A 13092-nucleotide genomic window follows, 5' to 3' on the forward strand; every position below is an offset into this window, starting at 1 on the left:
CTACCTCGAGATGCTCTAGCCTGAGGCCTCGACCGGGAGAGGTCTCCATGCTGAAGCGTCCCACCGCGTGGCTGCTGCGCAAGCCCTGCCCGACCTGCGGCCGGCCGCTTGCGGTGCGCCACGGCAAGGGCGAGCGCCGTGAGCAGATCTGTCCCGCCTGCGACGGCCCCGACCCGCTGCACTCGCCGAGGGCGCTCGGCTGGGCCAAGGGCTCGCTGCGGCCGCCGCAGCGGCCGCAGAAGCATTAGCGCGCGAGCTTGCGCTCGACGGTCTTGCGGCTGTTGCCGACCTTCTTGACCGCCTTCTTCACAGCCTGGGCCGAGGGGCCGCTCTTCTCGGCTTCGTAGCGCACTTCGTAGTCCTGGCCGCCTGCGACGCGAGCGCGATCCTGCTTGCGTCCGCGCGCGGACTTCTTTGTCGTGGTCTTCGTCTTCGCTGCCATGGTGCATCTCCCTGTCAGCGCGCAACGCACGAGGAGTCGAAGCAGTTCCGCCGACAGAACAACTGAGAGGCATCGCGCCGGCGCGAGGCATCGCGCCGGCTACCCGATGTCGAACTTGACGCCCTGCGCCAGCGGCAGGCTGCGGCCGTAGTTCACGGTGTTGGTGGCGCGGCGCATATAGGCCTTCCACGAGTCCGAGCCGGACTCGCGGCCGCCGCCGGTCTCCTTCTCGCCACCGAATGCGCCGCCGATCTCGGCGCCGGAGGGGCCGATATTGACGTTGGCGATGCCGCAATCGGAGCCGCGCGACGACACGAACAGCTCGGCTTCGCGCAGATCATTGGTGAAGATCGACGACGACAGCCCCTGCGGCACCGCGTTGTGCAGCTCGATGACAGCATCGAGGTCGCGATACGGCATCACGTAGAGGATCGGCGCGAACGTCTCGCGCTCGACCGGACCGCCCTGGGCGGCGATCTCCACCAGCGCGGGACGGACATAATAGGCCTCGTCGCAGCCGCCGACCGCGACACGTTCACCGCCGAACACGCGTCCGCCGTGATCCCGCGCGGCGCTCAAGGCCGCCTGCATGACGTCATAGGCGCCGCGATCGATCAGCGGGCCGATCAGGGTGCCCGGCTCCAAGGGATTGCCGATCGCCACCGAGGCATAGGCCTGCTTCAGGCGCGGCACCAGTTGCTCATAAACGTCCGCATGCACGAACAGGCGGCGCAGGCTGGTGCAGCGCTGGCCGGCGGTGCCCATCGCCGCGAAGGCCACGGCGCGCAAGGTGAGATCGAGATCGGCCGAGGGCGCGACGATCGCGGCATTGTTGCCGCCGAGCTCCAGAATGGCGCGGGCGAAGCGGCCGGCGAGGCAGGCGCCGACGACGCGGCCCATCGCCGTCGAGCCGGTCGCCGACACCAGCGGCACCCTGTTATCGTCGACCAGCATCTCGCCGACATCGCGGCCGCCGAGCAAAAGGCCGGCGAGTCCGTCCGGCGCCTCGCCGCCGTCGCGGCGGAAGCGGTCGATCGCGCGCGCCAGCAGCGCGTCGGTCGCGAGCGCCGTCAGCGGAGTCTTCTCCGACGGCTTCCAGACGACGCTGTTGCCGCACACCAGCGCGATCGCAGCATTCCAGGCCCACACCGCGACGGGAAAGTTGAACGCCGAGATGACGCCGGTGACGCCCAGGGGATGCCACGTCTCCATCATGCGGTGCTCGGCGCGCTCGGTGGCGATGCTGAGACCATAGAGCTGGCGCGACAGGCCGACGGCGAAATCGCAGATGTCGATCATCTCCTGGACCTCGCCGAGCCCTTCGGAGACGATCTTGCCGGCCTCGATCGAAACCAGGCGGCCGAGTGCGGCCTTGTTGGCGCGCAGCTCCTCGCCGAGCAGCCGCACCAGCTCGCCGCGCTTCGGCGCCGGCAGCAGCCGCCACTGCAAAAACGCGGCATGGGCGTGGCCGATCACCGCAGTCGCATCGGCCCGGCTGTGGTCGTACACCGCGGCGAGCACCTCACCTGTGATCGGCGAGCGCGCGCTGCGCGGTCCCCCCTGCAGCCGCGCCGGCGCGACGCCTAGCGAGGTCAGGATGTCGGTGGCGTCAGCAGCGAGGCTGAGGGAATGTGCTTGTTGAGAGGACATATACAACTCCGGATATGTCTTGCGTGCCGGTGCGCGCAAAACGTCAAGGACGGTCCATCATGATCGCCCCCTGTAGATCATATCCCGCCGGAGGGCGCGAGCACCGGGCGCTGGGCAATCCGCCACTGCGCGTCCGTTCGTCTGCTCTTGAAAAGCGGCTTGGCGAAGTTCCCGGAACGTGACGGCACTCGCCGGGGCAGGACGTTCAGGACCCGTCGCCACTTGCCGGCACATGCAGGCGCGCATCGGTTCGATCCCGCGACGCCAATGCGCCCGAGGCTTGCAGGTCGATCGGCCCCCGGAGATCACGAGGGCGCAGGGAATGCCGGGCGCTGGCCGCAACCCATGGCCCGCCTGCAAACAAAAAGCAGGCGGCAGTCACCACAGGTTCAGCCGAACTCCGGCATTCCCTGCGCGATGGTCTTAACGCTTATATCGTGGTCTCCCCGGTGTACGGCTGTCTAGCCACCGTCGCCAGCAGGGATCATCATCCCCCCGCCGACTTGACGCCAGCACCGCGGCGTCAAGACCACACGACTTCACGTCCGCCAACTGCCGTTCGTCCGCACGTCCAAGACGCACTGCGGCAAGCCAGCGGCCATCGCCTCCCCGCCTCACGTGTCGTGACGATCGCGATACGCCCCTCGTGGCGAAGCAGGATGGACGGGAGTAGAGCATAGTTTCTGGAAACGCGAAAGTGTTTTTTTGGCAGGGTGGCCAGTCGATCCGGCGGATGCTACGACTTGGAGATGTCCAGCATGAGCACGCGCCCCCGTCCCCAGCGTCCCCCTTCCGCTTGGCGGATTGGGCCTTCATGCTGGCTTGGCGCATCGACAAGATGATCCAACCTCGTCCCCGCCGGGAACGGTGCTCCGGTCGGGCTATGCCCTCCTTCCGCTCCCGCCGGCGCTCTCTCATCCCGATTGTGCTGGGTTGTCACCTTGATTGTCGCCGCGCTGGCGCCATAGTCACCGGAGTTGTGCTAGAGTTCTGCTAGTTTCTTCGGCAGAAGAAGTATCGACGATGAATCCAAAAGAAACTAATTCCTTCCTCGAGAGAGCGAGGCACGGCGCGCTAATAGATCGGTGCGCCTGGATCGTTTTCTGGATTGCCCTGTGTCTTGGAGGTGTGTTCTCCATCCTTCCAATTCCGTCGATCTTCTTTCCGAAAGAATATTTCTGGATCACCGCTTTGGTTATCCCACTCGGGCTAACGCTGCTCGCATGGGCTATGTTTCAGTGGCTCAAGTGGCGGCTTCTCTAGACCACACTCATCGTCTTCCAGCGGGACGTTTTTGTATCTCGCGCGAAACGGCTAGACCTCTAGTACGATACTCGGAATGAGATACGTCGAGATTTTGAGTCACTGCGCGATTAAACATGCATTAGCAGCCGTTGCCCGCCGAAATCTGATCCCTCTGACGGCATGACCCAGGACGCCAAGCGGACGCCACGAGCGTTGCCGCCGCATGCTCCCTCATTGCACGGCAGAGCGGGTCTAGACCGCCTCGACGACCGCTCTCAGAGCCTCGGAAACCTTTATGGCGAGTGTCGAAAGCGCCTCGTTCTCGATGGCCTGCATCGAGGCGACGGGATTCACGGCGGCGACCTCGACCTTTCCACCGATCTCCTGGACGATGACGTTGCAGGGAAGCATGGTGCCGATCCTGCTCTCCGCCTGCAATGCCTCGTGCGCCAGCTTCGGATTGCAGGCGCCCAGAATGGTGTATGGCCGAAACTCCGCGCCGATCTTCTCGCGCAGCGTGGCCTGCACGTCGATGCGGGTCAGGACGCCAAAGCCGCGCGCCTTCAGCTCGGCCGTCACCCGCTCGATCGCGGCGTCGAACGGCAGATTGACCGCTTTGGCAAAGTAATAGGTCATGCTGGCCTCTTTCCGGCAGGTCTGCCGCTTCGACGCCGTTCGTCGCGGCGCTATCGGCATCGATCGAGGGCACTATCGCGCGCCCGTGCGGCGTGCACTTGATCGAGATCAGCGGAATCGCCGCAGGTGCCGGATGCACGCCCCCGCGCGGCCGGCCATCACGCCGATTTGAGGTCCGTCAGCGTGGGCCGTGCATGAACGTCTGCATTTCCTCCAGAGTCAGCTTGCCGTCCTTGTTGCTGTCCATCGCCTTGAAGATGCGCTCATGCGCCGCCTGGAATTCCTGCAGCGAGATCGTGCCGTCGCCGTCGGCGTCGACCAGCGCGAACACCATGCGCATCAGGGGCGGTCCCATGACGCTGCCGCCCATCGCGCCGCGTCCCATCATGCCCGGCATCTGTCCCATCATGCCGCCGCCCATCATCCCGCCCATTGGCGAACCAGTTCCCTGCGTGGTCGCGGGCGGCTGCATCTTCTGCTGATCCGGCGTCGTCTGGCTCTGCGCCAGCGCGGCGGCTGTGCCGCAAGTCAAAACGAGAGCCGATATCGTCAGTCGCAGGATGGGTCGGCGCATGGAAGCCTCCTCGAATGCGTCATCACGGCGCAACAAGCCGGCTCGCCGGAGATCGATCCTATGAGGACGCTTCACGATTCGGCCGGGCGCGATCACGTCACCGCGCATCGACATCCCACCGCTCCCAGGCGGTCCCGTGCATCTACGGCTTCTTGTCGTTGCCTCGACCGGTGGCGCGGCTCTTCAGCTTGCTGAGGTGGATCGTCGACCATGGCAGCCCCGCCAGCTCGCCGGCGAGTACGGCTGCTCGGAGCACGGGGAAGAGGGCTGTGAAGTTGGAGACCTGCCGGTCGAGGGGGTCCTCGATGCAGACTCGGCTGCAGTCCGGTCCTGCGAAGCGCCAGACGACCCGGTGAATGCCGACCGTCCTGCTGTCGATGCTGCCTTCAAACCGAAATGTCTGCGCATCTCGTCCTCCATCAACGCAAGCCCGACTCACGCCGAGCGTTGTCCCCGGATTCAATCCGAGCACGTACCTGCGGCTCAAGCACGAGGCATTGCGCGTTTACCCACAAGGTAGAGATGAAGCTCGCGCGGAACATGGCGGACCAGAGACATAATCTCGTCCACGAGCTTGGCCGGCACACGAACAGGAACAGTCAGGTTGCAGCGCACCAAGCATCCGTGTCATGTTGAAGGCAATGAATTACTTATTTATTGCAGTGTCGCAGAAACTCCCAACTCGACACGCATTTTGCAATTGTTCGCATACTCTAGCTAGCTGGACTGCGCAGCTTCGAGATACCATTTGGCTTTCTGCCAAAGAGGATCGTAATCGATACGGAAATCGAATTCCCATGGGTATTCCCGTGTATTCCGAATCCGTTGCAAAACGGCGTTGGCAGCGTCGGGATTTGCGAGCCGCCAGATCAGCTCCCTGCGGCCGTCGTGCGTCACTCGCGCCAAGAATCTTACACCATCGGCCTGCAACAACGCGTCATGAACTTCATCCTCAAAGCGAAATAACAAAGCCTGCTCCTCATCAGAGGGAAGGCAGTTCTGGCTCAAGCCTTCGCACAGCAAAAGCATTGACAGGTGCCAATTCAGCTCGCGTTTCGCCTGAACGCTTTTCAAAGACGAGTTGACGTTGGCAAATCCAGGAAGATCTCGCTGCCTGAACTCCACGAGGACATATTGGTCATCCGACGGCAAACCACCCATACGACCGGCAACCTTTCCTCTGCGCCTTACTTGCACCAGCCAAAATACGGCGCGCCCGGGCGCCTCGAATAAAGGATAGTGCAACCGCTCTCGCGTCTTACTTCAGGGGGGCAGTCCAGCACAGTCAGCGCCATTCCGACTGATGTCGCAGCAATTTCATTTTTCTCGTCTGAACTGCCACTGCTCGATCGGGAATGGTTTGGAAGCCGCCGTACCGTCAATTGTCAGAACGAGCGCTCGCGCTCCGCACTCACCGTTAGGCGCGGAAAGTGTGAACCGCACACGTGGCTGAGCGTACCACTCCCCCACCAACGCCTCCCACATTGGGCCAAAGGCGCGCAAAAATCTGATTCGATCAATGCTGACATCTTTTCCCATCACTCGAATTCTGGCCGCCCAAAAGTCTGCCCCGAATTGAGCCACCCAGATCGCACCACGATTAAAACTAAGCTGTTTGATTGGTTGATATGCAACCGATCCAACCTCTATTCGTTTTTTTGGTGGAAGTGGATCCTCCTCAACCATCCACTTGCTGTCTGATTTTATGAGGTTCGCGTAAAGTTGAGGCGCACGACATTTCTGCTCGTCTGCGTGGGTGGCCTCATTATAGAGACCAGCCAAAGCGAGAGGGATAACAAGCCTCAGATGGCCCATGGCGCGTAAGCTCATGTCAGCTCCCAGAACCAGATTGAAGTGAAGTCCAGCACCACACCCCCAATGGACATCGCAGCACCTGCATCATTTTCGTTCGAACCGCCACTGCTCGGTCACGAATGGTTTGGAAGCCGCCGTACCGTCAATTGTCAGAACGAGCGCTCGCGCTCCGCACTCACCGTCAGGCGCGGAAAGTGTGAACCGCACACGTGGCTGAGCGTACCACTCCCCCACCAACGCCTCCCACATTCTGGGGCTGCCTGCGTAGAGGAATCTGATTCGATCAAGGCTGACATCTTTTCCCACCACTCGAATTCTGGCCTCCCAAAAGTCTGCCCCGAATTGAGCCACCCAGAACGTACCACGATCAAAACTAAGCTGTTTGATTGGTTGATATGCAACCGATCCAACCTCTATTCGTTTTCTTGGTGGAAGTGGATCCTCCTCAACCGTCCACTTGCTGTCTGATTTCATGAGGTTCGCGTAAAGTTGAGGCGCACGACATTTCTGCTCGTCTGCGTGGGTAGCCTCGTTATAGAGACCAGCCAAAGCGAGCGGGATAACAAGCCTCAGATGGCCCATGGCGCGTAAGCTCATGTCAGCTCCCAGAACCAGATTTCGTTCGCCAATTCATATCCAGAGGCCGACTTTGAGCAGTTGCGGACACGGTGCATAAAACTCCCCTGTCGCGTCTCGCTTCAGGGGGCAGTCCAGCACTGTCACCGCACTTCGGATGGACATCGCAGCACTTGCATCATTTTCGTTTGAACTGCCACCGCCCCACCCCGAATGGTTTGGAAGCCGCCGTACTGTCAATTGTCAGAACGAGCGCTCGCGCTCCACAGTCGCCATCTGGCGCGGAAAGTGTGAACCGCACGCGTGGCTGAGCGTACAACTGCGTCATCACGGCGGACCACATTTCGGGACCGAGTGGACGCTGGAATCTGATTCGATCGAGGCTGACATCGTTCCCCACCACCCGAATCCTGGCCTTGTCGAAGTCTGTTCTGAATGGAGCCACCCAGATCGCACCACCTCGAACACTCAGCCGTTCAATGGGGTGAAATGCAACGGACCCCACCATTATTCTTTCTTCTGGTGACTCTGCCTCAACCTCCCATTCGCTGTCTGATTTCATCAGGTTTGCGTAAAGTTGAGGCGCACTACATTTCTGCTCGTTCGCTCGGGTGGCCTCGCTATGGAGACCAGCCAAAACGAGCAGGATAGCAAGCCTCATATGCGCCATGGTGCGTAAGCTCATTTCAGCTCCCAGAAACAGATTTCTTTCGCCAGTTCATATCCTGAGACTGACTTTGCGCCCCTTGAGGAGACAGTAACCTCCCGTGTCGTGCTGAATCACTGTCATCGAATGACTGCATTGTGCTCGGTTACTCGCTCCTCGGTGACTGAAACACCGTCCAGCGATCGTCCTTGAACAAATAGAGTGCGGATGACACGCGCAACTTACCGCTGGTTGCGTGCAGACGGGCGATGTTATCCGGCAGCCACTGCACCTTGGCTTCCTCGTTTGCCGGCGTGAACAAGAGTGCGCCGCGCTTGGGCACGGCGACCACGAGGCCTTCGGGATGCTCCCGCAGCAGATGCCGCCAGAACGCCCGATCGAGAACATAGCTGCTGTCGAGATCGGGAGACCTGCCCTCGACCTGCATCAATCCCATCTCCCAGGGCTTGGCGACCGGATCGCCGTAGACCCGCTTGATGTTGGCCACCGCCAGCGCGAGCGCTTCTGCCGGGGCGAGCCCCAGACGTGCGCGGTCCTGCGGCTTGGCGTTCGACATGAACTGAGGCCCATCAAAAACGAACCTGATCTGCATGTCGCCGAGCAACAGGAACGCGGCCAGTTCGAACTCGAACTCCCTGCCGTCGGAGAGCTTCAGTCGCCCCCTCCCCAGAGGCTCCAGCGTCTCGGAGTTCTGGTTGGCCCCGATCGCCTCCCTGACGACCACCATCAGGTTCTGCGCGCTCGTATCGACTTGAGCGCGCGCGCTTCCGATCATCAACAGCGCGATCGTCAGGACGAGGCCATGCAACCGGACGTCGCGAAGCCGATGTGACGAGGTGGATGGTTGCGAGCTGAATCGCAAGGTCTTGCTCTCTCGACTGTCCGCACGCGGCGGACGATAGCACGACCGTCGGGCCGGGAAAGGGCTGAGAGGCTGTTCGCTAGCGCGCGAGGGCGTGCCGAGCCATCACGGTTCGACTCGACCCGGTCCGTTGCGCACGATGGTCACCGGCGGCAGACCGACAATCTCGAAGGTCGACGAGGCGACCTCGATGCGGTTGGCTTCGAGTTCGGCGAGGATCTCGCGGTGCATGGCGTCTTTCAAGCGGCGCACCGACAGCGCGTCGGCGAGAAAACGCAGCGTCAGCTCGACCCAGTTGTCGGTCAGGCGGATGAAGACGACGGGATCGACGTCGGCGCTGCGGACGAAGTAGCGCGTCCGCATGCGCGCCAGCGCCTCGGCGCCGAGCCGCGCCTGCGTCGCCGCGTGCCGAGCGGCGGCGGCAAGCAGGATTTCCTCGGCCTTGGCGCGATCGGCCTTGTAGCCGATGGGAAGGCGAATCTCCTCCCAGATGAAGGGAAAGTCGCGCGTGTAGTTGTAGATCGGCTCGTCGAAGATCTTGTCGTTGGTGACGGTGACGATGCGCCCGGTGAACTGGCGGCTGCGCACCCATACCGCGGGCTCGGCCGATTGCACGTCGGGCGGCTCGCCCATCTCCATGATCGTGGTCTGGATAAAGCCGAGTGCGATGACGTCGCCGCGCACGCCGCCCATGGTGATGCGGTCGCCGACCGAGAAGGTGCGGCCGCGCAAGATCACCAGATAGCCGGCAATCGACGTGATCACCTTCTGCAGCGCGAAGGCGAGGCCGGCGGTGATCAGTCCGGCCGCGGTGGTCAGGCGCGCAGGATCGTCGAACCACACCGACAGCACGCTTAGGATCAGGAGAACGGCGATCGTCAGGCTCACGGCCTGATGACTCCAGAACGCGGCGCGCTCATGGCGCCGCTGCAGGGCGAACGAGATCACGAACGTGGCGGCGCGGCGCAGCAGCAGCGCTGCCACGACCAGCACCAGGGTCAGGACGAGCTTCTTGCCGTTCTCGGCGTTGAGACCGATCAGCGGGACGCCAAACAGATCCATGTCGTTCCGGCCCGTTGAGCTGAGAGATCGTGATGCCACCGACAAGACTGCTGCGGCCGGCTCTCGTTCCTGAACGGAGCCTTCGCCGCGGGAACCAACTGGACAGCGGCAGCACTCCGCGCCGCAGTTCAGGCGCCACCGACATTGGAGAGCGAGAAGGCGACCAGCAGCCCGAGCACGACGAGGCTGCCGGTGAGGTTCTGGTCGCCCTTCACAGCTTCGGGGATCATGGTGTTCACCACCATGGTCAGCAGGGCACCGGCCGCAACGGCGTTCACCGCGGCGACCAGTTGCGGCGGCGCACCGCCAAAGGCCGCGGCGCCGATGGCGGAGGCCAGCGCGGACAGCACAGCGATTGCCAGCCACAGACCGAAGATGTAGCTGCGGCTGCGCCCCGCCCTCTTCATGCCGAGCGCACTCGACAGCCCCTCCGGCAAGTTGGACAGAAAGATCGCCGCCAGCATCGCGAGGCTGACGCCCTGGCCCGCAAGCAGCCCGAGGCCGAGCACGATGCTTTCGGGAATGCCGTCGAGCAGCGAGCCGATTGCGATCACCAAGCCGCCGCCCTGCGAGGCATCCTGCTGCTCGCCGCCGGACTGCTTGCGGTGGTGGGCGCCGTTGCGCGAGACGAGCCAGTCGGCGAGCGCATAGGCGATGGAGCCCGCGATCGCGCCGCCGATGATCGGCAGGATGCCGCCCTCCTGATAGCCGTCCTCCAGCAGATCATAGGCCACGGCCGAGATCAGCACGCCGCAGCCGAACGACATGATGCCGGCAGTGGCCCAGCGCGGCAGCTTGATCACGAAAGCCAGCGCCGCCCCGACGATCAGAGAGGACGCACCGAGAAGGCCCCACAATCCTGCCGACAACCAGACCGGCATCAGATCCGCCTCTCGTGCACGCCAATCACCTGACAAGAACGACCGGCGCCGAGAGACGTTCCGAATAGCCAAGCTCGCAACCCGATCGATGTCGCTGCGCAAAGGCCGATCACCACGGCAGCCCGCCTAGGTCCAGGATTCCCGCACGCGGCGCCAACCCCATGTCGAACACGTAGGGGTCGGTGACGTCGAAACGGATGCGCCCGAGCTTTGGCTGTTCGACATGCACCTCGCCTGCGAACGCGTACCAGCCGAGGCGCTCGTAGAGAGGCGCGTGGCGTGGTTCGCAGAACAGCAGGCCGAAATCGACTGCATGCGTGTCCCTCATCTCGGTCACGGCACGGCGCATCAATTCGCCGGCGCGACCTCGTCCGCGGCAGTCGGCGCGCGTCGCAACGCCGCCGACGCCGCAGATCCTGACGGGATGCTCGTCGAGCCGCGCATCGCGCAGGAACAGACCGGCATGGGCGAGGACGTCGTCACGCCCATCCATGACGAGGATACGGCTGTGCGGATCGGCCCAGACCACGTCCTTCCACGGCAGGTCCGCCACGACGTCCGCCGGCCACACTGCGTCCAGAAGACCGCATGCCAGCCGCCACCCCTGCGCACCACTCATGATTTCGATGCGAATATCCATGATCAGCCAATTCCCTATGAGCTTGAGGAGCGGCGGCTCCAATCGTCCGCAGCTGCGTCATGGTGTCGTTCAGCGGAGGACGGGCCGGCGACGATCGCGCCGCCGGCCCGACGTTCAAGCCATTCCGAGCGCAAGCCGGATCGCGGCTTCGACGGGCGAATACGCACCGTCCTCACGGTCGAGGCTGATCGGCTCCCTCGGATGCAGCGGTGGCTGGGCGAGAAAGCGCGGCTCGCGGCCGCGGTGGATCTGCGCGGCATGGGACAGGAAGGGATGGCAGAGATAGACGTCGCCGGCCCGGCCGGTCGCGAGCGCATGCGGGCGCTCGAGGCTGGCGGAGAACTGGCTCAGTTCGTCGGCGGAGCGCCCCGCCTCGCCCGCCGGCTGCAGATATCTCGCGACGTCGAGATGCGAGCCGATCTTGATGCGCGTCGGCGCGTCTTGCTCACCGATGTCGGAGAACAGGAACAGCATCAGCAGCGCGCGGCCCTGCGACAGCCAGTTGACGCGCCATTGCGAGAAGCCGGGCTGCGCCGGCGTGCTGCACTCAGGTCCGGGAAAGCTGAGATCGACATGCCAGCCGGCGTCGCCGGGATCGTCGGGATGGGGAAAGCGCACCGGGAAGGTGCCGAGCCCCGGACGCGGACGCCAGCGTCCTGCTCCGACCAACTGATCGAAGGCGGCGTGGAGACGCGGCGTGTTGACGGCACGCTCGAACGGCTCGTCATGATATTGGCCGAGCCGGACGACCGGGCGCGTCCATGATGTCGGATCATCCGCGCGGCATGGCAGGTCGCGCCAGAGAATCGCGCGCGCCGCGTCCGCGAGCTCGCGGGAAAAGGCTTCCCCGACGCGGACGAAGCCGTCGCGGATGAACTGGTCGATCTGCGCGGGCGCAAGCGCGCGCGTCTGTCCTGCAGGCGTGGAATTGTCGGGCATGATTTGTCTCTCATCGCTTGGCCAAGCGAAAATCGCCGCTGATAGCGCGGTCATTGGCCGGTTCTGATCCTGGAAGACGCAAAGGTCTGCGTCTCGTCGAGCGCTCGCCTACGGGCGAGCCGCATCAACGGTTCAGGAAGAACACCGAAGCGATGGAAGCGATCATCATCATGGACGGAACGTTATCACTTGCGGTGACGCCAAGCAAGAAACCGGCTGGCGACGAGCATCGCCCATCCTATAATGCGGGCCGCATCCGCAACCAGGCAAGTAATGGCATGGCCGAGGCACACCGATCCAGCACCGCGCTCTGGGCGTCGATCCGGGACGAGGCGGAGCGCGCCGTCGCACGCGATCCGCTGTTCGGCCGCGCGCTGGCTGCTGCGGTCCTCGATCATCCGGATCTCGGCAGCGTGGTCGCGCATCAGATCGGGGCCCGCCTGGGCCGCAGCGAAGCCGCGGGCGGGCGGTTTGCGGCGATCGTCCTCGACGCATACGCAGCGACGCCCGAGCTGGTCGCTGCGGCGAGCCGAGATCTCAGCGCGATCGCTGTACATGATCCGGCGACGACCGCGCTGCTGCCGCCGCTGTTGAACTACAAGGGCTACATCGCGCTGCAGGCGCATCGGGTCGCGCATTGGCTCTGGAGCAACGCGCAGCCGGATCTCGCTCTGCTGCTCCAGGCCGACGCCTCCACTGCGCTGCAGGTGAGCATCCATCCCTCGGCCGAGATCGGGATGTCGGTGTTTCTCGATCATGCCACCGGCATCGTCATCGGCGCGCACAGCAGGATCGGCGACGACGTGACCATTCTGCAGAACGTCACACTCGGACGGCACGACACGCTGCCCGGCCGCGGCCCGCGGATCGGAAACGGCGTCCTGCTGTCATCGGGCGCGACCATCCTGGGCGATATCCATGTCGGTGACTTCGCCAAGGTCGGCGCCGGCGCGGTCGTGACGGCCGACGTGCCCGCCGGCTGCACCGCGGTGGGATCGCCGGCGCGGCTGACGAACTGCCCGGAGCGGTCGCGCGAGGCAGCAGCGTTGTGACACGCTGAGAGCGGCAAACACCATGGCCACAAACAAAGAGCCGCCCGCGGG

14 protein-coding genes are annotated in these 13092 nt (G+C 63.7%); 2 read left to right on the forward strand and 12 right to left on the reverse strand.

Translation table 11 applies throughout. The features are described from left to right. The first annotated feature begins 47 nt into the window (after positions 1 to 47). Positions 48 to 248, forward strand: a complete 201-nt coding sequence (locus ACQR1I_RS24795; RefSeq protein ID WP_434867998.1) for a hypothetical protein — start codon at positions 48 to 50, stop codon at positions 246 to 248. On the opposite strand, the gene ACQR1I_RS24800 is transcribed toward ACQR1I_RS24795, so the two are convergent. The 12 genes from ACQR1I_RS24800 to ACQR1I_RS24855 form a co-directional block, all read right to left on the reverse strand. Continuing rightward, on the reverse strand, positions 245 to 442 hold the full coding sequence (locus tag ACQR1I_RS24800) for a DUF3606 domain-containing protein (protein WP_434867997.1): 198 nt from the start codon (positions 440 to 442) through the stop codon (positions 245 to 247). The two genes, ACQR1I_RS24795 and ACQR1I_RS24800, sit on opposite strands and share 4 nt — an antisense overlap. 99 nt (positions 443 to 541) lie before the next feature. Then, positions 542 to 2092: an L-piperidine-6-carboxylate dehydrogenase gene (gene amaB, locus ACQR1I_RS24805; RefSeq protein WP_434867996.1), complete on the reverse strand. Its 1551-nt coding sequence runs from the start codon at positions 2090 to 2092 to the stop codon at positions 542 to 544. 1497 nt (positions 2093 to 3589) lie between these two features. Continuing rightward, positions 3590 to 3973, reverse strand: a complete 384-nt coding sequence (locus tag ACQR1I_RS24810) for a DUF302 domain-containing protein (RefSeq protein WP_434867995.1) — start codon at positions 3971 to 3973, stop codon at positions 3590 to 3592. 178 nt (positions 3974 to 4151) lie between these two features. Further along, complete coding sequence (locus ACQR1I_RS24815) at positions 4152 to 4547, reverse strand: EF-hand domain-containing protein (protein ID WP_434867994.1); 396 nt, start codon at positions 4545 to 4547, stop codon at positions 4152 to 4154. A 717-nt stretch (positions 4548 to 5264) separates the two neighbouring features. Beyond that, the gene (locus ACQR1I_RS24820) at positions 5265 to 5708 is read right to left on the reverse strand and encodes a DUF695 domain-containing protein (protein ID WP_434888845.1); all 444 of its coding nucleotides are present in this window, start codon (positions 5706 to 5708) and stop codon (positions 5265 to 5267) included. A gap of 156 nt (positions 5709 to 5864) precedes the next feature. Further along, complete coding sequence (locus tag ACQR1I_RS24825; protein WP_434867992.1) at positions 5865 to 6377, reverse strand: hypothetical protein; 513 nt, start codon at positions 6375 to 6377, stop codon at positions 5865 to 5867. Between the two features lie 69 nt (positions 6378 to 6446). Next, positions 6447 to 6959 carry a hypothetical protein gene (locus ACQR1I_RS24830; RefSeq protein ID WP_434867991.1) on the reverse strand — a complete coding sequence of 171 codons (513 nt, stop codon included), beginning with the start codon at positions 6957 to 6959 and terminating at the stop codon, positions 6447 to 6449. A gap of 791 nt (positions 6960 to 7750) precedes the next feature. Beyond that, positions 7751 to 8383, reverse strand: coding sequence for a hypothetical protein (locus tag ACQR1I_RS24835; RefSeq protein WP_434888846.1), 633 nt, complete (start codon positions 8381 to 8383; stop codon positions 7751 to 7753). 189 nt (positions 8384 to 8572) lie between these two features. Continuing rightward, on the reverse strand, positions 8573 to 9529 hold the full coding sequence (locus ACQR1I_RS24840) for a mechanosensitive ion channel family protein (RefSeq protein ID WP_434867989.1): 957 nt from the start codon (positions 9527 to 9529) through the stop codon (positions 8573 to 8575). A 128-nt stretch (positions 9530 to 9657) separates the two neighbouring features. Further along, positions 9658 to 10410, reverse strand: a complete 753-nt coding sequence (locus ACQR1I_RS24845) for a ZIP family metal transporter (protein WP_434867988.1) — start codon at positions 10408 to 10410, stop codon at positions 9658 to 9660. A gap of 109 nt (positions 10411 to 10519) precedes the next feature. Next, positions 10520 to 11092, reverse strand: coding sequence for a GNAT family N-acetyltransferase (locus tag ACQR1I_RS24850; RefSeq protein WP_434867987.1), 573 nt, complete (start codon positions 11090 to 11092; stop codon positions 10520 to 10522). Positions 11093 to 11164: 72 nt separating this feature from the next. Continuing rightward, the gene (locus ACQR1I_RS24855) at positions 11165 to 11989 is read right to left on the reverse strand and encodes a phytanoyl-CoA dioxygenase (protein WP_434867986.1); all 825 of its coding nucleotides are present in this window, start codon (positions 11987 to 11989) and stop codon (positions 11165 to 11167) included. 278 nt (positions 11990 to 12267) lie between these two features. Here ACQR1I_RS24855 and epsC point away from each other — a divergent pair, with 278 nt between their 5' ends. Continuing rightward, positions 12268 to 13041, forward strand: coding sequence for a serine O-acetyltransferase EpsC (epsC, locus tag ACQR1I_RS24860; RefSeq protein ID WP_434867985.1), 774 nt, complete (start codon positions 12268 to 12270; stop codon positions 13039 to 13041). The last annotated feature ends 51 nt before the right edge of the window (positions 13042 to 13092 follow it).

Origin of the sequence: Bradyrhizobium sp. HKCCYLS2038 (genome assembly GCF_051167655.1) — a bacterium.
Classification (GTDB): domain Bacteria; phylum Pseudomonadota; class Alphaproteobacteria; order Rhizobiales; family Xanthobacteraceae; genus Bradyrhizobium.

Bases quoted from the DNA above. Each gene is read 5' to 3' on its own strand.
- ACQR1I_RS24795 (WP_434867998.1), top strand. From the start codon at position 48: ATGCTGAAGCGTCCCACCGCGTGGCTGCTGCGCAAGCCCTGCCCGACC.
- ACQR1I_RS24800 (WP_434867997.1), bottom strand. From the start codon at position 442: ATGGCAGCGAAGACGAAGACCACGACAAAGAAGTCCGCGCGCGGACGC.
- amaB (WP_434867996.1), bottom strand. From the start codon at position 2,092: ATGTCCTCTCAACAAGCACATTCCCTCAGCCTCGCTGCTGACGCCACC.
- ACQR1I_RS24810 (WP_434867995.1), bottom strand. From the start codon at position 3,973: ATGACCTATTACTTTGCCAAAGCGGTCAATCTGCCGTTCGACGCCGCG.
- ACQR1I_RS24815 (WP_434867994.1), bottom strand. From the start codon at position 4,547: ATGCGCCGACCCATCCTGCGACTGACGATATCGGCTCTCGTTTTGACT.
- ACQR1I_RS24820 (WP_434888845.1), bottom strand. From the start codon at position 5,708: ATGGGTGGTTTGCCGTCGGATGACCAATATGTCCTCGTGGAGTTCAGG.
- ACQR1I_RS24825 (WP_434867992.1), bottom strand. From the start codon at position 6,377: ATGAGCTTACGCGCCATGGGCCATCTGAGGCTTGTTATCCCTCTCGCT.
- ACQR1I_RS24830 (WP_434867991.1), bottom strand. From the start codon at position 6,959: ATGAGCTTACGCGCCATGGGCCATCTGAGGCTTGTTATCCCGCTCGCT.
- ACQR1I_RS24840 (WP_434867989.1), bottom strand. From the start codon at position 9,529: ATGGATCTGTTTGGCGTCCCGCTGATCGGTCTCAACGCCGAGAACGGC.
- ACQR1I_RS24845 (WP_434867988.1), bottom strand. From the start codon at position 10,410: ATGCCGGTCTGGTTGTCGGCAGGATTGTGGGGCCTTCTCGGTGCGTCC.
- ACQR1I_RS24855 (WP_434867986.1), bottom strand. From the start codon at position 11,989: ATGCCCGACAATTCCACGCCTGCAGGACAGACGCGCGCGCTTGCGCCC.
- epsC (WP_434867985.1), top strand. From the start codon at position 12,268: ATGGCCGAGGCACACCGATCCAGCACCGCGCTCTGGGCGTCGATCCGG.